This is a genomic window from Pseudomonas sp. PSE1(2024), from assembly GCF_050990555.1.
GTDB lineage: Bacteria > Pseudomonadota > Gammaproteobacteria > Pseudomonadales > Pseudomonadaceae > Aquipseudomonas > Aquipseudomonas aphyarum.
Map to the genome: position 1 here is coordinate 444124 of NZ_CP158967.1, position 20988 is coordinate 465111.

At 62.0% G+C, this 20988-nt stretch carries 17 protein-coding genes; 8 read left to right on the forward strand and 9 right to left on the reverse strand.

Features of this window, described 5'->3' with window-relative positions; translation table 11 throughout:
• Positions 1-129 precede the first annotated feature (129 nt).
• The 8 genes from phaZ to ABTV87_RS02015 all read right to left on the reverse strand — a co-directional run bounded on the left by phaZ (position 130) and on the right by ABTV87_RS02015 (position 10511).
• Positions 130-984 (reverse strand): poly(3-hydroxyalkanoate) depolymerase, encoded by an 855-nt coding sequence (gene phaZ / locus ABTV87_RS01980; RefSeq protein WP_007952412.1) that lies wholly within the window; start codon positions 982-984, stop codon positions 130-132.
• Between the two features lie 68 nt (positions 985-1052).
• Positions 1053-2732 (reverse strand): class II poly(R)-hydroxyalkanoic acid synthase, encoded by a 1680-nt coding sequence (gene phaC, locus ABTV87_RS01985; protein WP_433898920.1) that lies wholly within the window; start codon positions 2730-2732, stop codon positions 1053-1055.
• A 258-nt stretch (positions 2733-2990) separates the two neighbouring features.
• Positions 2991-3368 (reverse strand): DUF971 domain-containing protein, encoded by a 378-nt coding sequence (locus ABTV87_RS01990; RefSeq protein ID WP_262159084.1) that lies wholly within the window; start codon positions 3366-3368, stop codon positions 2991-2993.
• Between the two features lie 76 nt (positions 3369-3444).
• Entirely contained in the window at positions 3445-4782 is a 1338-nt protein-coding gene (gene hslU, locus ABTV87_RS01995; RefSeq protein WP_007952406.1) for an ATP-dependent protease ATPase subunit HslU, read from the reverse strand.
• A 55-nt stretch (positions 4783-4837) separates the two neighbouring features.
• Positions 4838-5368: an ATP-dependent protease subunit HslV gene (hslV, locus tag ABTV87_RS02000; RefSeq protein WP_003196958.1), complete on the reverse strand. Its 531-nt coding sequence runs from the start codon at positions 5366-5368 to the stop codon at positions 4838-4840.
• A gap of 258 nt (positions 5369-5626) precedes the next feature.
• Positions 5627-6343 carry an SPOR domain-containing protein gene (locus ABTV87_RS02005; protein ID WP_011332070.1) on the reverse strand — a complete coding sequence of 239 codons (717 nt, stop codon included), beginning with the start codon at positions 6341-6343 and terminating at the stop codon, positions 5627-5629.
• Between the two features lies 1 nt (position 6344).
• Positions 6345-8081, reverse strand: coding sequence for an arginine--tRNA ligase (gene argS, locus ABTV87_RS02010; protein WP_102718298.1), 1737 nt, complete (start codon positions 8079-8081; stop codon positions 6345-6347).
• 210 nt (positions 8082-8291) lie between these two features.
• Positions 8292-10511, reverse strand: coding sequence for a primosomal protein N' (locus tag ABTV87_RS02015; RefSeq protein WP_192563210.1), 2220 nt, complete (start codon positions 10509-10511; stop codon positions 8292-8294).
• Between the two features lie 180 nt (positions 10512-10691).
• On the opposite strand from ABTV87_RS02015, the gene rpmE reads away from it, so the two are divergent.
• From rpmE to ABTV87_RS02030, 3 genes are all read left to right on the forward strand, one after another.
• On the forward strand, positions 10692-10910 hold the full coding sequence (gene rpmE, locus ABTV87_RS02020; RefSeq protein ID WP_007952398.1) for a 50S ribosomal protein L31: 219 nt from the start codon (positions 10692-10694) through the stop codon (positions 10908-10910).
• Positions 10911-10951: 41 nt separating this feature from the next.
• Positions 10952-11734: a thermonuclease family protein gene (locus tag ABTV87_RS02025; protein WP_433898921.1), complete on the forward strand. Its 783-nt coding sequence runs from the start codon at positions 10952-10954 to the stop codon at positions 11732-11734.
• Positions 11735-11918: 184 nt separating this feature from the next.
• The gene (locus tag ABTV87_RS02030) at positions 11919-13187 is read left to right on the forward strand and encodes a malic enzyme-like NAD(P)-binding protein (RefSeq protein WP_007952395.1); all 1269 of its coding nucleotides are present in this window, start codon (positions 11919-11921) and stop codon (positions 13185-13187) included.
• Between the two features lie 270 nt (positions 13188-13457).
• Here the strand turns inward: ABTV87_RS02030 and ABTV87_RS02035 are convergent, their stop codons facing one another.
• Positions 13458-15902 (reverse strand): penicillin-binding protein 1A, encoded by a 2445-nt coding sequence (locus tag ABTV87_RS02035; RefSeq protein WP_371915874.1) that lies wholly within the window; start codon positions 15900-15902, stop codon positions 13458-13460.
• 220 nt (positions 15903-16122) lie between these two features.
• On the opposite strand from ABTV87_RS02035, the gene ABTV87_RS02040 reads away from it, so the two are divergent.
• From ABTV87_RS02040 to pilQ, 5 genes are read left to right on the forward strand one after another with little or no spacing between them, the layout of a single operon-like run.
• Positions 16123-17187 (forward strand): pilus assembly protein PilM, encoded by a 1065-nt coding sequence (locus ABTV87_RS02040; RefSeq protein WP_007952389.1) that lies wholly within the window; start codon positions 16123-16125, stop codon positions 17185-17187.
• Complete coding sequence (locus tag ABTV87_RS02045) at positions 17187-17753, forward strand: PilN domain-containing protein (RefSeq protein ID WP_007952387.1); 567 nt, start codon at positions 17187-17189, stop codon at positions 17751-17753. The genes ABTV87_RS02040 and ABTV87_RS02045 overlap by 1 nt, the downstream gene beginning before the upstream one ends.
• Entirely contained in the window at positions 17750-18373 is a 624-nt protein-coding gene (pilO, locus tag ABTV87_RS02050; protein ID WP_085608413.1) for a type 4a pilus biogenesis protein PilO, read from the forward strand. The genes ABTV87_RS02045 and pilO overlap by 4 nt, the downstream gene beginning before the upstream one ends.
• A complete protein-coding gene (locus ABTV87_RS02055; protein WP_258712762.1) occupies positions 18370-18894 on the forward strand; it encodes a pilus assembly protein PilP in 525 nt (174 codons plus the stop codon). The genes pilO and ABTV87_RS02055 overlap by 4 nt, the downstream gene beginning before the upstream one ends.
• A gap of 14 nt (positions 18895-18908) precedes the next feature.
• Positions 18909-20987 carry a type IV pilus secretin PilQ gene (gene pilQ / locus ABTV87_RS02060; RefSeq protein WP_258712763.1) on the forward strand — a complete coding sequence of 693 codons (2079 nt, stop codon included), beginning with the start codon at positions 18909-18911 and terminating at the stop codon, positions 20985-20987.
• Position 20988: the final 1 nt, after the last annotated feature.

A 20988-nucleotide genomic window follows, 5' to 3' on the forward strand; every position in this document is an offset into this window, starting at 1 on the left:
AGGCCAAAAACAAACACACCGAACCAGAACACCATAGACGCTGTTGCGGGTTGCTGCCTGCGTGGCCTCCTGCCACGCACCTGTCCAGACGCGTTGCAAAACGCTGTCCAGAAATCCGTGCCGGGACGGTTATCCGCCCAGCGGTGTCGGGTGCGGATGCATCACCGCACGCTGACGTTCCTCCTGGAGGAATTTCATGATGATCGGCGCCACCGCCTCGGCCCGGGTAATCAGGAACAGATGCCCGTCGTCGATGATGTGCAACTGCGCGTTGGGGATTCGCCAAGCGAGCATGCGCATGTTGATCAGCGGGATCAGCGGGTCGTCATCACCAGCCAGCACCAGGGTCGGCTGGTGGATCTTGTGCAGCCAGTGAATGCTGGTCCAGCCCAGGCCCGCGAACAGTTGCCAGTAGTAGCCGAGCTTGCCCGCCGAACGCACCTTGGCCGCATGGCTGGCGGCGAGTGTCGGGTCGCGGCGGAACGAGCCACCGTAAATCATCGGTGCGATGCGGATCACATGGGACGGCTGGATGTAGCGCCGTGGGCTGGCCATCATCCACAGCACTTTCGGCTTGCCAGGCACCATCACCGCACCGGCAGCGGTCGCCGCCAGCACCAGCTTCTTGCAGCGCTCGGGATAGTCGTAGGCGAACTGTTGCGCCAGCGCGCCACCCCAGGACACGCCGATCACGTTGACCTGTCCGTAGTCGAGGTAATCGAGCATCCGCGCGGTGAGCTTCGCCAGCCCGGGAAAGCGATACGGTCGGCTCGGCGTCGAGGAGCCACCGACACCGGGCACGTCGAAGGCGATCACCTCCAGGTCCGGATCCAGCGCCGCGACAAAAGGAAACACCAGCTCCAGGTTGGCGCCGATGCCGTTGAATATCAGCAAGGGCGTCAAGTGAGGCTTGCCGGGGCGGACCGCCGTGCGGATGGTCTGGCCATCCAGCTCGACAGTTCGAAAGATGAACGGGTGCGGCATGCTTCAAGGCCCTGTGGGTCGCAATCTCAGTGTTCACCTCACTCCCGAAAGGGAGTGAGGTGTGTCGGTTACCGCTCGTGTACGTAAGTGCCCGGTGAAGCTTCGCCTGCCGGATACGCCTTGTTGCCCAGCTTGGTCGGCGCCTTTTTCAGTTCGCCCGACCGCGCAGCCTGCCACGCCTGCCAGTACAGCCACCAGGAGTCGGCGTGCTTGGTCGAGTTTTCCTGCCAGTCATCGGCATTGGCGGTCATTTCGTCGCTGGTCATGTAGCGCGATTTCGGGTTGCCCGGCGGGTTCAGAATGCTCTGGATATGCCCGCTGCTGGACAGCACGAATTCCACCTTGCCGCCAAACAGCTGCGCCGACTTGTAGCAGGACTTCCACGGGGTGATGTGGTCGTTGGTGCCGGCCAGCGAGAAGATGTCGGCGGTCACCTGCTTGAGGTCGATCGGCGTGCCGCACACTTCCAGTGCATTGGGGCGGATCAGTGGGTTGTTTTTGAACATCTCGATCAGGTCGCCGTGGAACGCGGCCGGCAGTCGAGTCGTATCGTTGTTCCAGAACAGGATGTCGAACACCGGCGGCTCGTTGCCGAGCAGGTAGTTGTTGACCCAGTAGTTCCAGATCAGATCGTTGGGGCGCATCCAGGCGAAGACCTTGGCCATGTCTTTGCCTTCGAGCACGCCGGCCTGATACGAATGGCGCTTGGCGGTCTCCAGGGTCTGCTCGTCGACGAAGAGCGCGACGTCGCTGTCCAGCGTTGTATCGAGCACGCTGACCAGCAGGGTCAGGGCGTTCACCTTGTTCTCGCCGATTGCCGCGTAGTGACCGAGCAGGGCGGTGCAGGTGATGCCGCCGGAGCAGGCGCCAAGCATGTTGACGTCCTTGCTGCCGGTGATCGCGGTGACCACGTCGACCGCTTCCTTCAGGGCTTCGATGTAGGTCGAGAGGCCCCACTCGCGCTGTTCCTTGGTCGGGTTGCGCCAGCTGACGATGAAGGTCTGCACATTGTTGCGCAGGCAGAAGCGCGCCAGGCTCTTGTCCGGGCTCAGGTCGAATACATAGAACTTGTTGATTTGCGGCGGCACCACCAGCAGCGGGCGCTCGTGCACTTGCTCGGTGATCGGCTTGTACTGGATCAGCTCCAGCACGTCGTTGCGAAACACCACTGCGCCTTCGGTCACGCCCAGGCTCTTGCCGACCTCGAACGCGCCCATGTTGACCTGGCTCGGCATGCCGCCGTTATGCACCAGATCCTTGGCCAGATGCGAGAGGCCGTCGAGCAGGCTTTTGCCGCCGGTCTCGAAGAAGCGTTTGACCGCCGCCGGGTTGGCCGCCGTGTTGGTCGGCGCCATGGCTTCGGTCATCAGGTTGATCACGAAGTGGCCGCGCGCGATGTCCTTGGGCGAGAGGCTGCTGTCGTCGATCCAGGCATGGAGTTCCTTGCGCCATGCCAGGTAGGTTTGCAGATAACGTTTGTACAGCGGGTTCTGACTCCACGCCGGATCGACGAAGCGACGGTCATCGCCCGCCGGTTGCAGGTCGGATTTGCCGAACAGCACGTTCTTCAGCTCAAGGCCGAACTGGGTGAAGTGTTTGACACTATGGATCGGTTGTTTGATGGCCTGGGTCAGCACCATTCGAGCAGAGGCCAGCAGATCCTTTCCGCGAAGCCCAACGACAGGATTCAGCCCCAGGGTGTTCTCCGAGGCCTGGTACTTCAAATCATCGTTATTCTTGTTACTCATCTACGACGCTCCATTGTCCTGAGACGAGTACCCGGTTTTCTGCTGTGCAGTTCCACAGCCAATGCCAGGTACTACTGCTCGGGTGACCGTTGATTCTGCATAGCTGCTTTACAGTCGTAGAGCACTGCAGGGAACTTGCCAGTTCCATTGGTTACCCGAGATTGATTTTTTTCGCAAGCAGCCGATCCCGGGCCGCTTTAGCGGAGCATTCAAACAGATGAATCTAGAAAATGCCCTCTAAACAGTCCGAGGCGCGGACTAGAGCATCAGCTTGACGACGGACTGGTCCGGGTCACGGGTTTTGCCGGCGGCTTTGAGCTCGGCCAGATAATCCGCCCAGAGTGCGTCATAACGTCGCCCCAGCTCGTACAGATAATCCCAGGTGAACAGGCCGCTGTCGTGACCGTCATCGAAGGTCAGTTTCAGTGCGTACTGACCGGCCGGTTCTACCTTGGTCAGGCCGACGTTCAGCTTGCCGAATTGCAGGATCGGTTTGCCGTGGCCCTGGACCTCGGCGGAGGGGGAATGCACGCGCAGGAATTCGGCGGGCAGGGTGTATTCCTCGCCGGACGCGTATTTGAGCGACAGGGTTTTCGAGGCTTTGTGCAGTTTGATGTCGGTGGGGAGTTGGGTCATTGCCGGCGTTCCGTCAGGTGAAAAAAATTGTGGGAGCCGATGGCTCCCACAGTTTCACGACCACTGTAAGTATGGCTTACAGGATATAACGGGACAGGTCTTCGTTCTGCGCCAATTCGCCCAGGTGGCTGTTGACGTATTCGGCGTCGATCTGGATCGCCTTGTCGTCGTGGGCGCTGGCCAGATCGCCGGCACTGAACGACACCTCTTCCAGCAGACGCTCGAGCAGTGTGTGCAGGCGACGGGCACCGATGTTCTCGGTCTTCTCGTTGACCTGCCAGGCGATCTCCGCCAGACGCTTGATGCCTTCCGGCTGGAACTGGATGTTCAGGCCTTCGGTTTTCAGCAGTGCGCAGTATTGCTCGGTGAGCGAGGCATGCGGTTCGCTGAGGATGCGTTCGAAGTCCTGCGGGCTCAGGGCCTTGAGTTCGACGCGGATCGGCAGACGGCCTTGCAGCTCCGGTACCAGATCGCTCGGCTTGCTCAGGTGGAACGCACCGGAGGCGATGAACAGGATGTGGTCGGTCTTGACCATGCCCAGCTTGGTGTTGACGGTGCAGCCTTCGATCAGCGGCAGCAGGTCACGTTGCACGCCCTCGCGGGACACATCGGCGCCGCCGACATTGCCGCGCTTGGCGACCTTGTCGATTTCGTCGATGAACACGATGCCGTGCTGCTCGACCGCTTCCAGAGCCTTGGCCTTCAACTCTTCTTCATTGACCAGGCGACCGGCTTCTTCGTCGCGTACCAGCTTCAGCGCTTCCTTGACCTTGAGCTTGCGGGCCTTCTTCTTGCCCTTGCCCATGTTGGCGAACAGGTTCTGCAACTGGTTGGTCATTTCTTCCATGCCCGGAGGCGTGGCGATCTCGATGCCGGCCATTTCGGCGACTTCGATCTCGATTTCCTTGTCGTCCAGCTGACCTTCGCGCAGGCGCTTGCGGAACAGTTGGCGAGTGTTGGAATCCTGGGTCGGCGCTTCTTCGTTGCTGAAGCCCATGCGTGCCGGTGGCAGCAGGGCGTCGAGGATACGGTCCTCGGCGGCGTCTTCGGCACGGTGACGAACGCGGGTCATTTCCTGCTCGCGCAGCATCTTGATCGCGGCATCGGCCAGATCACGGATGATCGATTCGACGTCACGGCCGACGTAGCCGACTTCGGTGAACTTGGTCGCTTCGACCTTGATGAACGGCGCGTTGGCCAGTTTGGCCAGGCGACGGGCGATCTCGGTTTTACCGACACCGGTCGGGCCGATCATCAGGATGTTCTTCGGGGTCACTTCAACGCGCAGCTCTTCAGGCAGCTGCATGCGGCGCCAGCGGTTGCGCAGGGCAATCGCGACGGCGCGCTTGGCATCGTCCTGGCCGATGATGTGGCGGTTGAGTTCGTGGACGATTTCGCGGGGAGTCATGGACATAATAATTGACGGTCCTCAAGCAGAAACAAGCCGTGGCACAGGGGCCGCGTCAGGCTTATTCAGCGAGATCCTGCTCCTCAATGGTCTGGGTGTGGTTGGTGAATACACAGATGTCGCCGGCGATGCCGAGAGCGGTCTCGACGATTTCGCGGGCCGACAGGTCGGTCTTCTTCAGCAGGGCGCTGGCGGCGGCTTGCGCATAGGCACCACCCGAACCCATGGCGATCAGGCCGTCTTCGGGTTCGACCACGTCACCGTTGCCGGTGATGATCAGGGATGCGTCCTTGTTGGCGACCGCGAGCATCGCTTCGAGGCGGCTCAGGGAACGGTCGGTGCGCCATTCTTTGGCGAGTTCGACGGCGGCGCGAACCAGGTGGCCCTGGTGCTTTTCAAGCTGGCCTTCGAAACGTTCGAACAGGGTAAAGGCGTCGGCTGTGGCACCGGCGAAACCGGCGATGACTTCGCCGTGGTACAGGCGACGAACTTTCTTCGCGTTGCCTTTCATCACGGTGTTGCCGAGAGAAACCTGGCCGTCGCCGCCCATGACGACTTTGCCGTGGCGGCGGACTGAAACGATGGTGGTCAAGGGAAGAGTCTCCACACTGCGGGGCGAAAATGCCTTATGCCCATTCATATGGGGGTGGTGGAGAGGATTTCAACTGCGGGGCGGGAGAGGGGACGAGCGGTGCTTTGTACATGATCGTTCCCACGCAGAACGACATGATCGTTCCCACGCTCCGCGTGGGAATGCCTCAATGGACGCTCCGCGTCCCTGCGGCAAGGGACGCGGAGCGTCCCGGGCTGCATTCCCACGCAGAGCGTGGGAACGATCGGTGGGGAGGTATCAGCGGCTCTGGCGTTGTTGTAACAACAGGTTGCTGAAGCCGGCGCCCGCCAGTTGTTTCTGGGCGGTGGTCAGTTGTTCGCGGTTGCTGAACGGGCCGACCAGTACGCGGTACCAGGTTTCATCCTTGACCGTCCCTGACTCAACCGCGACCGCCTGGCCGAGCAGAATGATCTGCGCGCGCACCTTGTCGGCATCCGTCTCTTTGCGGAACGAACCGGCCTGCAGGAAGAACTTGGTCACCGGTGCAGCCTTGGTCACCGGCGGCGCTGGCGGCGGGGTGATCCCGGCCAGTGCAGCCTGTGCGCGTGCGGTGTCGATCTTCGCCGCTTCGGCCGGGGTCACCGGCGTGGTCGGGATCGCCGGCACCTGTGGCGTCGGCAGGGTTTTCTCCGGCACGGCGTCCGGCGGCACGATCACTTCCGATTCCGGCAGCAGGGTGTAGAAGTCGTACTTCGGCTTCACCGGTTGCGTCGGGCTCGGCGGGGTCTTGTTGGCCTCGGCGATCTTGGTGGCTTTCTGTTGTTGCTGTTGCTCGATCTTCTCGCGCTTGACCGTGTCGCTGCCCTTGCCCGGCTCCAGTTTCATCAGAAACACGATGAACGCGCCGACCGTCAGGCCGATGGCCATCCACAGCCAGCCCGGAATCGGCTGCTTCGCTGGAGCTTGGTAACGGCTGGCGCCACGCTTGGGTGCAGGTTTTTTCTTGGCAGCCAACTTACATGCGCTCCAGGGTTTCCAGGCCGAGCAGTTCCAGGCCTTGCTTGAGGGTACGGCCGGTCAGCGCGGCAAGGCGCAGACGGCTTTGCATTTGTGCCGGGGTGTCGGCGGCGAGGATCGGGCAGTTCTCGTAGAAGCTGGAGAACAGGCCGGCAACGTCGTACAGGTAAGTGCACAGGGTGTGTGGCGTGCCCTTTTCCGCAACGTTGTTCAGCACTTCACCGAACTGTGCCAGTTTGGCTGCCAGTTCCTGCTCGTGCGCGGCCTCGAGGACGATCTGGCCGTCGACTTCGCTGAAATCCTTGCCCAGTTTGCGGAACACGCCGGCCACGCGGGTGTAGGCGTACAGCAGGTATGGCGCGGTGTTGCCTTCGAAGTTGAGCATCAGGTCGAAGTTGAAGCTGTAGTCGCTGGTGCGGTGCTTCGACAGGTCGGCGTACTTCACCGCGCCGATGCCGACCACTTTGGCGATCGCGCGCAGTTCGTCTTCGGCCAGGGTCGGGTTCTTTTCCTTCACCAGGCTGTAGGCACGTTCCTGCGCTTCGGTCAGCAGGTCGATCAGCTTTACGGTGCCGCCATCACGGGTCTTGAACGGACGGCCGTCGGCGCCGTTCATGGTGCCGAAGCCCATGTGCTCCATTTCCATCGGATGGGTCACGAAGCCGGCCTTGCGCGCGACGGCGAACACTTGCTGGAAGTGCAGGGCCTGACGCTGGTCGACGAAGTACAGCGCACGGTCGGCCTTCAGCTTGCCGCTGCGATAACGCACGGCCGCCAGGTCGGTGGTGGCGTACAGGTAACCGCCGTCAGCCTTGACGATGATCACCGGCAGCGGCTCGCCTTCGGCGTTCTTGAATTCGTCGAGGAACACGCACTGGGCGCCGTTGCTTTCGACCAGCATGCCGGCGGCTTTCAGGTCGTTGACCACGTTGATCAGGTCGTCGTTGTAGGCGCTTTCGCCCATCACGTCGGCCATGGTCAGTTTGACGTTGAGCAGTTCGTAGATCTTCTGGCAGTGCGACAGCGAGATGTCCTTGAACTTGGTCCACAGCGCCAGGCATTCAGCGTCGCCGGCCTGCAACTTGACCACCAGGCCACGGGCGCGGTCGGCGAATTCCGGAGATTCGTCGAAGCGTTGCTTGGCGGCGCGGTAGAAGTTTTCCAGGTCCGACAGCTCGTCGCTGGTGATCGGGTTTTCCTGCAGGTACGCCATCAGCATGCCGAACTGGGTGCCCCAGTCGCCGACGTGGTTCTGACGGATGACGGTGTCGCCGAGGAATTCGAGTACCCGCGCCACGCCGTCGCCGATGATGGTCGAGCGCAAATGGCCGACGTGCATCTCTTTGGCCAGGTTCGGTGCCGACAGGTCGACCACGGTGCGTTGCGCCGGGCCGGCCTTGCGCACGCCAACGTGAGCGTCGGCCAGTGCGGCGTCGAGGCGCGAGGCCAGCGCCTGAGTGTTCTGGAAGAAGTTGATGAAGCCTGGGCCGGCGATTTCGGCCTTGGTGACGTTCTCGTCAGCCGGCAGGGCGGCGATGATTTTTTCCGCCAGATCGCGCGGTTTCATGCCCGCAGGCTTCGCCAGCATCATCGCGATGTTGCTGGCGAAGTCGCCGTGGGTCTTGTCCCGGGCGTTTTCCACCTGGATCGCCGGCGTCAGGCCTTCAGGCAACACACCTTCGTTGACGAGTTGGGTGAGGGCTTGTTGGATCAGCTGGCGAATGGTGTCTTTCATGGTCTTCTCTTTCGACCGCAAGCGCGGCGGCGCATCGATGCGCGGGTGGAAAAACTGGGCATTATCCGTTGCGAAGACGGGCTTGCCAACCTTAGCAGGCAGGATGTGGATGTGTGGTGACAAATAGACTGCTTTCGCGAGCAGGCTCGCTCCCACCCTGGAATACATTTCCCTGTGGGAGCGAGCTTGCTCGCGAAGGCGAGCGTCAGATCAATACAAGTCGACGGGATCGACATCCAGCGACCAGCGCACCGCGCGGCCGCTTGGCATCTGCTCCAGCACCAGCAGCCAGCTCGCCAGCAATCGGTGCAGCGGCGCCCGGGCCGTGGCTTGCAACAGCAGTTGCGCGCGGAAGCGCCCGGCCCGGCGTTCCATTGGCGCCGGCACCGGTCCCAGCAGTTCAATGCCGGTCAGATTCTGTTCGGCCAGCAAGCGCTCGGCCTCGCTGCACGCCTCATCAAGAAAGCCTTCGGCCTGCCCCGGCTTGTGCGCTTCGGCGCGCAGCAGGGCGAGGTGGGAAAACGGCGGCAGTCCGGCGGCGCGGCGTTCGCTCAGGGCCTGTTCGGCGAAGGCGAAGTAACCCTGCTCGGTCAGTTGCACCAATAAAGGATGGTCGGCCAGATGCGTCTGGATGATCACCTTGCCCGGTTCTTCCGCCCGCCCGGCCCGGCCGGCGACCTGCACGATCAACTGCGCCATGCGCTCGCTGGCGCGGAAGTCGCCGGAAAACAGCCCGCCGTCGGCATCGAGGATGGATACCAGCGTCACCCGAGGGAAGTGGTGCCCCTTGGCCAACATCTGGGTGCCGACCAGAATGCACGGCTGGCCTTTCTGGATCGTGGCGAACAGCTGGTTCATCGCGTCCTTGCGCGACGTGCTGTCACGGTCGACGCGCAGCACCGGATAGTCCGGGAACAGAATCGCCAGCCGTTCCTCGGCCCGCTCGGTACCGGCGCCCACGGGGCGCAGATCGACCTTGTTGCACTTCGGGCACTGGCGCGGTACGCGCTCGACGTAACCGCAGTGGTGGCAGCGCAATTCGCCGTAGCGCTGGTGCACGGTCATCCGCGCATCGCAGCGCTGGCACTCGGACATCCAGCCGCAATCGTGGCACAGCAGAGTCGGGGCAAAACCCCGACGGTTGAGGAACACCAATACCTGCTGGCCGGCGGCGAGGGTCTGGCCGATGGCTTGCTGCATCGGCCCGGAAATGCCGCTGTCCAGTGGACGGCTTTTCACATCCAAGCGCAGGAAACGTGGCTGTTTGGCGCCGCCGGCACGTTCATTCAGGCGTAGGAGTCCGTAACGGCCGGTGTAGGCGTTGTGCAGGCTTTCCAGGGATGGGGTCGCGGAGCCGAGCACGATCGGGATGTTTTCCTGCCGCGCGCGCACCAGCGCCAGATCCCGCGCGTGGTAGCGCAGGCCTTCCTGCTGTTTATAGGAGCCGTCGTGTTCTTCGTCGATGATGATCAGCCCCGGATTCTTCATCGGGGTGAACAGCGCCGAACGGGTGCCGATAATAATGTCGGCCTCGCCATCGCGGGCAGCGAGCCAGGCATCCAGCCGATCACGATCGTTGACTGCCGAGTGCAGCAGGGCGATGCGTGCATTGAAGCGTTGTTCGAAGCGGGCGAGGGTCTGCGGGCCGAGGTTGATCTCCGGGATCAGCACCAGCGCCTGCTTGCCGGCCTCGAGGGTTTCGCGGATCAGTTGCAAATAGACTTCGGTCTTGCCGCTGCCGGTGACCCCGGCCAACAGAAACGCGTGATAACTGTCGAACCCGGCGCGAATCGCCTCGTAGGCGGCGCGCTGTTCGCTGTTGAGCGGCAGCTCGGGCTGGGCCAGCCAGTGTTCATGGCGCGCGCCGGGGGCGTGGCGGCGCACTTCGACCTGCACCAGGTCCTTGGCCAGCAGCAGGTCGAGGCTGTCCTTGCTCAGCATCAGTTTGCTCAGCAACTGATGGGCGACGCCGTGGGGATGTTGGGCCAGCGTCGCCAGGGCTTCACGCTGGCGCGGGGCGCGGGCGATGCGCGGGTCATCGAGGCTGGCGCCGGGAGCGGCGGACCAGAAGCGTTCCTGCCGAACCTCGGCCAGTTCGCCCTGGCGCAACAGCACCGGCAACGCCCAGCTCAGGGTGTCGCCGAGGCTGTGCTGATAATACTGCGCCGTCCACAGACACAGCTTGAACAGCGCCGGCGGCAGTGGTGCTGTGGCGTCGAGCAGCGCCAGCGCCGGTTTGAGCTTTTCCACCGGCACTTCGCTGGTGTCGGTGACTTCCACCAGAATCCCGATCATCTCCCGTCGGCCGAACGGCACCCGCAGACGCATGCCCGGTTGCAACTGCGAACGCAGCACGCCGGCCGGGGCCCGATAGTCGAACAGGCGGCGCAGGGGCGAAGGCAGGGCGAGGCGCAGAATGGCGTCGGGCACGCGGGATCTCGATAAGAAGCTAACAAGCAGCGGGGATGAGGTTTGGGCCGGGAGCCTAGCAGACGGTCGGTCTCAGCGACAGCTTGCGTGATCGGGATTGTCTGGTAGAATCCGCGGCCTAATTACGTGCGGTATTCAACAATCGTGTTGGATGGCGGCACGCCAGCTGAGGAAAACACCATGAAAGCCGATATCCACCCGAATTACCCAGAAGTTGCAGTAACTTGCAGCTGCGGCAACAAGTTCGAAACCCGTTCGACCTTCGGCAAAGCCCTGGCGATCGACGTTTGCAACGAGTGCCACCCGTTCTACACCGGTAAGCAGAAGACTCTGGACACCGGTGGTCGCGTTCAGAAGTTCGCCGACCGTTTCGGTGCTTTCGGCGCGAAAAAGGCCTAAGGCCCTTCATTCTGGAAAACCTCAGCGGCTTTTCCGGTCTGATGAAAAAGGCGTCCCTTGCGGGCGCCTTTTTTGTGTCCGCGATTTGGCTCTCCGCCGCCCAGGCCTTGTGCCCGGCCCCGGCCGGGCTGGACAGCGCCACGGTGCAGCGGGTGGTCGACGGCGACACCCTGCGCCTGGGCGATGGGCGCAATGTGCGGATGATCGGCCTCAATACGCCCGAACTCGGCAAGCAGGGTCGCAGCGACGAGCCGTTTGCTGTGGCCGCGCGCAAGCGCCTCGAAGCCTTGGTCGCCGAGAGCGAAGGGCGGGTCGGCCTACGACTCGGCGCCGAGTCCAAGGACCGTTACGGCCGCACCCTGGCCCATGTTTTCAGCGCCAAGGGTGAGAATCTCGAAGCGCAGATGCTCGCCGATGGTCTCGGTTTCCAGGTCGCGGTGGCGCCGAATGTCGATCTGGTCGATTGCCAGCAAGCCGCCGAGCGCCGCGCGCGAAAGGCCGGGCTGGGCCTGTGGAAGCGCTCTCCTGTACTGAAAGCGGAGCAGATCGAGCGCTCTGGTTTTGCCGTGGTCAGCGGTCGTGTGAGCAAGGTTCAACGCAATCGCGGCGGAATCTGGATCGAGTTGCAGGACAAGGTTGTACTGCGCGTTGCACCCAATCTGCTGGATCGCTTCGACGCCACCTCTCTGCAGGCGTTGAAGGGCAAGCAGATCGAGGCTCGTGGCTGGGTGGTCGACCGTTCCCGGCGCGGCGGACTGAAATCAGGTCAGGCGCGCTGGCTGTTGCCGCTGACCGATCCTTCGATGCTTCAGTCGTCCCGCTGAATAAAAAGTTGTAGACATTTTTTCTGTCGATTGTGAACAGTCTAGCCCTTGTGCGCCGTGGCTCTTGGCCCAAAGTCTTAGGGCAGGGCGCTTGACAGGGGTGACCGGGCAGTCTTGTGGGGACTTTGCGAGGCGCGTATCCTCGCTGACCAGTCTGTCCAACAGTAAAAAGCGGAATGCCAAAATGTCTGATCTGAAAACTGCCGCTCTCGAATATCATGCCAATCCTCGTCCAGGAAAGCTGAGTGTCGAGCTCACCAAGGCCACTGCTACCGCCCGCGACCTGTCGCTGGCCTACAGCCCCGGCGTAGCTGAACCAGTGCGCGAGATCGCCCGCGATCCTGAACTGGCCTACAAGTACACCGGCAAGGGCAACCTGGTTGCAGTCATTTCCGATGGCACCGCGATTCTGGGTCTGGGTAACCTCGGCCCACTGGCTTCCAAGCCGGTCATGGAAGGTAAAGGCGTGCTGTTCAAGCGCTTCGCCGGCATCGACGTCTTCGACATCGAAGTCGACTCCGAAAGCCCGCAAGCCTTCATCGACACCGTAAAACGCATTTCCATCACCTTCGGTGGCATCAACCTGGAAGACATCAAGGCGCCTGAGTGCTTTGAGATCGAACGTGCTCTGATCGAGCAGTGCGACATTCCGGTATTCCACGATGACCAGCACGGCACCGCGATCGTGACCGCTGCGGGCATGATCAACGCCCTGGAAATCGCTGGCAAAACCCTGGCCGACGCCAAGATCGTCTGCCTGGGCGCTGGCGCAGCCGCCATCTCCTGCATGAAACTGCTGGTGAGCATGGGCGCCAAGGTCGAGAACATCTTCATGGTTGACCGTACTGGCGTGATCCACGCTGGCCGTGACGACCTGAACCAGTACAAGGCTGTGTTCGCTCACCCTACCGAGAAACGCACCCTGGACGACGCCATCGAAGGCGCTGACGTATTCGTCGGCCTGTCGGGCCCGAACCTGCTGAGCGCCGAGCAACTCAAGCGCATGGCGGCCAACCCGATCGTCTTCGCCTGCTCCAACCCGGATCCGGAAATCTCCCCGGAACTGGCTCACGCCACCCGTAACGACGTGATCATGGCCACCGGCCGTTCGGACTACCCGAACCAGGTCAACAACGTGCTGGGCTTCCCGTTCATCTTCCGTGGTGCCCTGGACGTTCGCGCCAAGCGCATCAACGAAGAAATGAAGATCGCTGCCGCCAACGCCCTGCGCGAACTGGCCAAGCTGCCGGTGCCTCAGGAAGTCTGCGACGCCTACGGCGGTATCTCCCTGGAATTCGGCCGTGAGTACATCATTCCGAAGCCAATGGACAAGCGCCTGATCACCGTTATCTCCGACGCCGTGGCCAAGGCCGCGATCGAGACTGGTGTGGCGACCCTGCCGTATCCGAAGAACTACCCGCTGAAAAGCGTGGATGACGTGTTCAACGGCTAAGTCGTTGTAGCGCTTCAACCGAAAGCCCCGGCTCGTGAGAGTCGGGGCTTTTTTATGCCTGTTGATTTTGGGGTGATCTTAAGGGCCTCTTCGCGGGCAAGCCCGCTCCCACAGGGTTTTGTGGCGTTCACAAATGGAGCGTACACCCGGTTACTGTGGGAGCGGGCTTGCCCGCGAAGAGGCCGGCCCAGACAACACAAAAATGAACAGGTAATAAAAAGCCCCGTACTTCAATCGAAGGCGGGGCTTTTTAGCGGTTCAGGATCAGGATCAGAACAGATCGATCGGCGCCTGCTCATCCGCTGGCAGCGGACTGCCCGGCACGGTGCCATTGCCGATCTCGTTGACCGACGGTGGCGTGTCCTCAGCCTTGAACAGCTCGAAGTAGGCCCCCGGCGTGCTCGGCGATGCCGCACGACCGCTGACCGGGTCCACCCGCAGGCTGAGGATGCCTTCCGGCTCCGGCTGGACATGCGGTGGCTTGTCCTTGAGCGCGGCGGCCATGTAGTTCATCCAGATCGGCAGTGCCACGGTGCCGCCGAACTCCCGGCGACCGAGGCTTTCCGGCTGGTCGAAACCGGTCCACACGGTGGTCACGTAATCGGCGTTGTAACCGGAGAACCACGCATCCTTGGATTCGTTGGTGGTACCGGTCTTGCCCGCGATGTCGCTGCGGCCCAGAGCCAGTGCGCGACGACCGGTGCCGAGCTTGATCACGTCCTGCAACATGCTGTTGAGGATGTAGGTGGTACGGCCATCGACGATGCGCTCGGCAACTGCCGGTGCTTGCGGCACGGCGGCGTTGCCCGGCGCTTCACCCGGAACCGGCGCTGCATTGACTGTAAACGATTCGGTAGCGGGGGCCGCGATGCCATCGGTGGCCGCGCCGCCCTGCGGTACGGTCGGCGGATTGGCGACGAACAGCGTGTCGCCATTGCGGCTTTCGATCTTGTCGATGATGTACGGGGTGATCTTGTAGCCGCCGTTGGCGAAGGTGCTCCAGCCGGTGGCGATTTCCATTGGCGTCAGGGTCGCGGTGCCCAGCGCCAGGGACAGGTTTGGCGGCAGGTCCTGCTTGTTGAAGCCGAAGCGGGTGATGTAGTCGATGGTCTTGCCCACGCCCATCGCCTGCAACAGGCGGATCGACACCAGGTTGCGCGACTTGTACAGCGCCTCACGCAGACGGATCGGACCGAGGAAGGTGTTGGTGTCGTTCTTCGGACGCCAGACCTTGTCCAGGTACTCGTCGACGAACACGATCGGCGCGTCGTTGACCAGGCTGGCGGCGGTGTAGCCGTTGTCCAGTGCGGCGCTGTAGACGAACGGCTTGAAGCTCGAGCCCGGCTGACGCTTGGCCTGCATCGCGCGGTTGTAGTTGCTCTGCTCGAAGGCGAAGCCGCCGACCAGCGACCGGATCGCGCCGTTCTGCGGATCCAGCGACACCAGCGCGCCTTGCGCCTGTGGGATCTGGCTGAACTTCAGCGAATTGTTTGGCTGGCGCTGCACGCGAACCAGGTCGCCGATCTGTGCCACATCCGACGGCTGACGCGGGTTGGCGCCCATGCTGTTGGTGTTGAGGAACGGGCGGGCCCATTTCATGGTGTCCCACGCCACGTGCTCTTCGCCGGTGCGGGTCAGCACTTGCAGGCCGTTCTTGTCGACCTGGGTGACGATGGCCGGCTCGAGGCTACTGATCGTGCGTTGCTTGGTCAGTTCGGTGGCCCAGGCTTCACGGGTCTTGCCCGGCAGACGTGATTCAGGGCCACGGTAGCCGTGACGCTGGTCGTAGGTCATCAGGCCTTCGTGCAGCGCGGTGTTGGCCATTTCCTGGAGGTTGCTCGGCACCGTGGTGGTGACGCGGAAACCTTCGGTATAGGCGTCGCTGCCGTAACGACCGACCATTTCCGCACGGGCCATCTCGGCGATGTACGGTGCGTTCACTTCCGGGGTCGGCACGTGATAGCTGGCGTTCAGCGGCTCGTTGATTGCGGCGGTGTAGTCGGCTTCGGTGATCTTGCCGAGCTTGTACATGCGCCCGAGGATCCAGTCGCGACGCTCCTTGCTGCGCGCCGGGTTGGCCAGCGGGTTGAAGCGCGACGGGGCTTTCGGCAGGCCGGCGATCATCGCCATCTGCGCCAGGCTGACTTCGCGGATCGACTTGCCGTAATACACCTGCGCCGCCGCCTCGATGCCGTAGGCGCGGTTGCCCAGATAGATCTTGTTCACGTACAGCTCAAGGATTTCGTCCTTGGTCAGCTGGCGTTCGATCTGCAGGGCCAAGAGGATCTCGGTGGTCTTGCGCGAGAAGCTGCGTTCGCTGGTCAGGAAGAAGTTCTTCGCCACCTGCATGGTGATGGTGCTGCCGCCGGACTGGATGTGACCGCTCTTGACCAGTTGGGTCGCGGCACGCATCAGGCTGCTCGGGTCGACGCCATAGTGATTGGCGAAGTTGTCGTCTTCAGCACTTAGTAACGCATTGATGAAATTGGGGGGAATGTCGGCGAAACGGATCGGTGTGCGGCGCATTTCGCCAAATTCTGCGATCAACTTGTTGTCGCTGCTGTAGACCCGCAGTGGAATCTGCAACTGAATGCTTCTCAGCGCCTCCACAGATGGCAAACCCGGACTAAGGTAAAGAAACGCGCCGCTGAGACCTAAAAGCAGTCCGCAGAAAACGGCGACGATGGACCAACCGAAAAATTTCAGCAGACGAATCAAGGCTTTTGGACATCCACGGCAAAGAATGAATTGGGCGACAGGGTTCCGGGAAACACACAGAACGACCCGCGCCGGCAGTAAAAAGCGGAAAAAATCGCTGGGCATTATAAGCACTTTTCCGCTGGGGGCGTCATTTGCGCTTCTGTCAAGACGGGGCGAGGGAACGCAATGCGCATTACAGAGTCCGTAACTCACGGATAGTCATAGGGAATTGGTAGTGCTAGGACTCTTCAATAAAAAGGCCAATACGTTACTGGGGATCGACATCAGCTCCACATCGGTGAAGCTGCTGGAGCTGAGCCGTCAGGGTGAGCGCTACCGGGTCGAGGCGTACGCGGTGGAGCCGTTGCCGGCGAGTGCCGTGGTCGAAAAGAACATCGCCGAGCTCGAGGGCGTCGGCCAGGCCCTGTCCCGGGTGCTGGTCAAGGCGCGCACCGGGCTGAAAACCGTGGCGGTGGCGGTGGCCGGCTCTGCGGTGATCACCAAGGTCATCGAGATGGACGCCGGGCTGTCCGACGATGAACTGGAAAACCAGCTCAAGATCGAGGCCGATCAATACATTCCCTATCCGCTGGACGAGGTCGCCATCGACTTCGAAGTCCAGGGCGTTTCGCCGCGCAACCCCGAGCGGGTCAACGTACTGCTGGCCGCCTGTCGCAAGGAAAACGTCGAAGTCCGCGAAGCGGCGCTCGCCCTCGCCGGGCTGACCGCGCGGGTGGTGGATGTCGAAGCCTACGCACTGGAACGCTCGTTCGGCCTGCTGGCGACGCAACTGGCCGCGTCCCAGGACCGGCTGACAGTGGCCGTGGTCGACATCGGCGCCACCATGACCACCCTCAGCGTCCTGCACAACGGCCGGATCATCTATACCCGCGAACAGCTGTTCGGCGGTCGACAGCTGACCGAGGAAATCCAGCGCCGTTATGGCCTGACCCTTGAACAGGCGGGACTCGCCAAGAAGCAGGGCGGCCTGCCGGACGACTACGTCAGCGAGGTGCTGCAACCGTTTCGCGAGGCGCTGGTGCAGCAGGTGTCGCGCTCCCTGCAGTTCTTTTTCGCCTCCGGCCAGTACAACGCCGTCGACCACATTCTGCTGGCCGGCGGCACGGCGTCGGTGCCCGGGCTCGACCGGCTGATCGAAGAGCGCCTGAACACACCGACCCAGGTGGCCAACCCGTTTTCCGACATGGCCTTGAGCAGCAAGGTCAACGCCGGGGCCCTGGCGAGCGATGCGCCGGCCCTGATGATTGCCTGCGGGCTCGCGCTCAGGAGTTTCGACTGATGGCGCGGATCAACCTTTTACCCTGGCGCGAGGAGCGTCGCGAAGAGCGGCGCAAACGCTTCCTGCTGGCCTTGACCGGCGTGGTGGTCGGTTCGGTCGGGGCGGTGCTCATTGCCGACCAGATCATCAGCGCCGCCATCGCGCGGCAGGTCGCGCGCAATGACTACATCGGCAAGCAGATCGCCGTGGTCGACGAACGGATCAAACAGATCAGCGAACTCAAGGCCCACCGCCAGCAACTGGTGGAGCGCATGCGCATCATCCAGGACTTGCAGGGCAACCGGCAGATCAGCGGGCGGATTTTCGATCAGCTGGCGCGCACCTTGCCCGACGGGGTGTATTTCACCGATGTGAAAATGGTCGGCAAGACCCTGTCGATCAGCGGCGCGGCGGAGTCGAACAATCGGGTGTCCGACCTGATGCGCAATCTCGATGCCTCCGACTGGTTCGATGCGCCCAACCTCAATGAAGTGAAAGCCACCACCGCTGGCCAGGTGGATCAGGCCAACGTCTTTCAGCTGACCGTTCGCCAGACTCGACCCCGGATCGAGGAGGACGACCAATGAAGCCGTCCGAGTGGCTGGACAGCCTGCGCAATGTCGATTTCAACGACCTGGACACCAGCAACATCGGCTCCTGGCCGCCAGTGGTCAAAAGCCTGGCCGGCGGGCTGTTGATGGTGTTGGTTCTGGCGCTTGGCTATAACTTTTTCATCAGTGACCTGGAGAACCAGCTCGAGCTCAAGCGTGAGGAGGAGGTCACCCTCAAGGAGCAATTCGCGAGCAAGGCGCGCATGGCGGCCAATCTGGAGCTGTACACCCAGCAGATGAAAGAGATGGAAAACTCGTTCGGCGTGCTGTTGCGGCAATTGCCCAGTGACACCGAAGTGCCGGGGTTGCTGGAAGACATCACGCGCACCGGGCTGGGCAGCGGTCTTGAATTCGAAGAGATCAAGCTGCTGCCGGAGGTCACCCAACAGTTCTACATCGAACTGCCCATCCAGATCACCGTAACCGGTGCCTATCACGACCTTGCGACTTTCGTAAGCGGCGTGGCCGGACTGCCACGGATCGTCACCCTGCACGATTTCGAGCTGGCGCCGGCCAATCCCGAAGGCGGGCCGAAGTTGCGCATGAGCATTCTCGCCAAGACCTACCGCTACAACGACAAGGGGCTGCAAAAATGAGCCCGATCCGTTTTATCGCCTTATCGACATTGTTATTGATGCTCGGTGGCTGTGGCGGCGATGACTTCAGTGACCTCGACGCCTACATGAATGAAGTGCGCCTGCGTCCGCCGGGCAAGATCGAGCCGACCCCGACCTTCCGCTCTTTCCCGACGTTCACCTACAGCGCCGCCAACCTGCGCAGTCCGTTTTCGCGTCAGTTACGGGTCGATCTGGCCGGGCAGAAACACGGCTCTCGCGACGTGAAACCCGATCCCAACCGGGTCAAGCAATACCTCGAAGGTTTCAACATCGAGCAGTTTGAAATGGTCGGCACGATTGCCAACGCCTCTGGTTCCTTCGCGTTGCTGCGGGGGGCGGGCGGGGTCCATCGGCTCAAGGTCGGCGATTACCTGGGCCGTAACGACGGGCGGATCGTTGCGATCAGCGCTTCCCAGGTCGAAGTGGTGGAAATCGTTCCGGATGGCCAGGGCGCCTGGCTTGAGCGGCCGCGCACCATTCCTTTGAAAGAGCACTCTTAAGTGGAAGTCGAATAATGAACAGGATTTTTTCCACCCTCGGTTTTTCGCTATGGATGGCGCTGCTTTCACCGATGGTACAGGCAGCCAATCTGAAGGCGCTGGACGTCGCGGCACTGCCGGGCGACCGGGTCGAGCTGAAGCTGTCATTCGACGGCCCACCCCCGCAGCCCAAGGGCTATACCACCGATTCGCCGGCACGGATCGCTCTCGATCTGCCGGGTGTCGCCAGTCAGCTGGCGAGCAAGACCCGTGACCTGGGCAGTGGCAATGCCCGCACGGCCACGGTGGTCGAGGCCAATAACCGGACGCGGCTCATCATCAGCCTGACGCAACTGGCGCCTTACGACACCCGGGTCGAAGGCAATGCGGTATTCGTGGTGGTCGGGCAAGGCAGCAAAGCCGCTGCCCCGCGTCCGGCGGCTCGTGCACCGCGCGCAGCACCTGCGGCAGCGCCGGTCCGGACCTTTGCGCCAACCGCCAGAGCCATTCGCGGTGTGGATTTCCAGCGTGGCACGGCGGGCGAGGGCAACGTGGTCATCGACCTGTCCGATCCAGCCATCGCACCGGATATTCAGGAACACGACGGCAAGATCATCCTCAATTTCGCCCGTACCCAATTGCCCGAACCGCTGCGGGTGCGCCTCGACGTCAAGGATTTCGCCACCCCGGTGCAGTTCGTCAACGCTGGTGTCAGTGGTGATCGGGCGACGATCACCGTCGAACCCAACGGTACGTTCGACTATTCCACTTACCAGACCGACAACAAGCTGACCGTCAGCATCCGGCCGTTGACCGTCGATGACCTGCAAAAGCGCAACGCCGACCGCAACAGCTATAACGGCGAAAAGCTCTCTCTCAACTTCCAGGACATCGATGTGCGTTCGGTGCTGCAACTGATCGCCGACTTCACCAACCTCAATCTGGTGGCCAGCGATACGGTGCAGGGCGGAATCACCTTGCGCCTGCAGAACGTACCGTGGGATCAGGCGCTGGATCTGGTGCTCAAGACCAAAGGCCTGGACAAGCGCAAGGTCGGCAACGTGTTGCTGGTGGCGCCGGCCGATGAAATCGCCGCCCGCGAACGGCAGGAACTGGAATCGCAGAAACAGATCGCCGAACTGGCGCCGTTGCGCCGCGAGCTGCTGCAAGTGAACTACGCCAAGGCTGCGGACATCGCCAAGCTGTTTCAGTCGGTCACCAGCGCCGAGGCCAAGGTCGACGAGCGGGGTTCGATCACCGTCGATGAGCGGACCAACAACATCATTGCCTACCAGACCCAGGATCGCCTCGACGAGCTGCGGCGGATCGTGGCGCAGCTGGATATCCCGGTGCGTCAGGTGATGATCGAGGCGCGGATCGTCGAGGCCAACGTCGATTACGACAAGAGCCTGGGCGTGCGCTGGGGCGGTTCGATCCAGAACAAGGGCAACTGGAACACTTCCGGGGTCAGCAACGGTTCGTCGACCACCATTGGTACGCCGGGCAGCACCAGCACCAACTCGCCGTTCGTCGACATGGGCACGGTCAACAATACGTCCGGGATCGGCATCGCGTTCATCACCGACAACGTATTGCTCGACCTCGAGCTGACCGCGATGGAGAAGACCGGCAACGGCGAAATCGTCTCGCAGCCCAAGGTGGTCACCTCCGACAAGGAGACCGCGAAGATCCTCAAGGGCACCGAGATTCCGTACCAGGAAGCCAGCTCCAGCGGCGCTACGTCGGTGTCCTTCAAGGAGGCGTCGCTGTCGCTGGAAGTGACGCCGCAGATCACCCCGGACAACCGCATCATCATGGAGGTCAAGGTCACCAAGGACGAACCGGACTACCTGAACAAAGTGCAGGATGTACCGCCGATCAAGAAAAACGAGGTCAACGCCAAGGTGCTGGTGAACGACGGCGAGACCATCGTGATTGGGGGCGTTTTCTCAAATACTCAAAGCAAGGTTGTAGATAAGGTGCCATTTCTTGGCGATGTGCCGTATCTTGGCCGCCTTTTCCGGCGTGATGTGGTTTCGGAGAAAAAATCCGAGCTGCTGGTATTTCTCACTCCGCGTATCATGAATAACCAGGCGATTGCTGTGAGTCGTTGAT

Excerpts from the sequence above, each read along its gene's own strand:
- phaZ (WP_007952412.1), bottom strand. The coding sequence starts at position 984 with ATGCCGCACCCGTTCATCTTTCGAACTGTCGAGCTGGATGGCCAGACC.
- phaC (WP_433898920.1), bottom strand. The coding sequence starts at position 2,732 with ATGAGTAACAAGAATAACGATGATTTGAAGTACCAGGCCTCGGAGAAC.
- ABTV87_RS01990 (WP_262159084.1), bottom strand. The coding sequence starts at position 3,368 with ATGACCCAACTCCCCACCGACATCAAACTGCACAAAGCCTCGAAAACC.
- hslU (WP_007952406.1), bottom strand. The coding sequence starts at position 4,782 with ATGTCCATGACTCCCCGCGAAATCGTCCACGAACTCAACCGCCACATC.
- argS (WP_102718298.1), bottom strand. The coding sequence starts at position 8,081 with ATGAAAGACACCATTCGCCAGCTGATCCAACAAGCCCTCACCCAACTC.
- rpmE (WP_007952398.1), top strand. The coding sequence starts at position 10,692 with ATGAAAGCCGATATCCACCCGAATTACCCAGAAGTTGCAGTAACTTGC.
- ABTV87_RS02025 (WP_433898921.1), top strand. The coding sequence starts at position 10,952 with ATGAAAAAGGCGTCCCTTGCGGGCGCCTTTTTTGTGTCCGCGATTTGG.
- ABTV87_RS02030 (WP_007952395.1), top strand. The coding sequence starts at position 11,919 with ATGTCTGATCTGAAAACTGCCGCTCTCGAATATCATGCCAATCCTCGT.
- ABTV87_RS02045 (WP_007952387.1), top strand. The coding sequence starts at position 17,187 with ATGGCGCGGATCAACCTTTTACCCTGGCGCGAGGAGCGTCGCGAAGAG.
- pilO (WP_085608413.1), top strand. The coding sequence starts at position 17,750 with ATGAAGCCGTCCGAGTGGCTGGACAGCCTGCGCAATGTCGATTTCAAC.
- ABTV87_RS02055 (WP_258712762.1), top strand. The coding sequence starts at position 18,370 with ATGAGCCCGATCCGTTTTATCGCCTTATCGACATTGTTATTGATGCTC.
- pilQ (WP_258712763.1), top strand. The coding sequence starts at position 18,909 with ATGAACAGGATTTTTTCCACCCTCGGTTTTTCGCTATGGATGGCGCTG.